Origin of the sequence: Bacillus sp. SIMBA_154 (genome assembly GCF_046536015.1) — a bacterium.
GTDB lineage: Bacteria > Bacillota > Bacilli > Bacillales > Bacillaceae > Bacillus > Bacillus pumilus_P.
This window is the reverse complement of the sequence record NZ_JAWJBV010000592.1, coordinates 1-242: the sequence shown is the minus strand read 5'-3', so window position 1 is coordinate 242 and position 242 is coordinate 1. Positions and strand designations below refer to the sequence as shown.

Sequence of the window (242 nt, the reverse complement as noted above, 5' to 3'; positions counted from 1 at the left end):
AAGAATATAGATAAACCGACAGATACTGAAAAAAGGACGTAGTGAGCGGAATACGCCATTGATAAATCATTGACTGGTGTTTCCGTTGGAAGAATGCTTTGCTGCGAAACATCCCGGATTTGATAGGCAGGTCCCATCAAAATACAAACCAATAGAGCAAGCCACGGAAGGCTGTTAAGTGCAAAAAGAATCGTCAGGACTGCATAGATGAATGAACCTGCTGCCATAAAGAGGAGCAGCTG

Annotated in this window: 1 pseudogene; it reads right to left on the bottom strand. The window is 43.4% G+C overall.

The features are described from left to right. A pseudogene (locus R0K30_RS23275) lies at positions 1-242 on the bottom strand (MFS transporter); the annotation flags it as partial.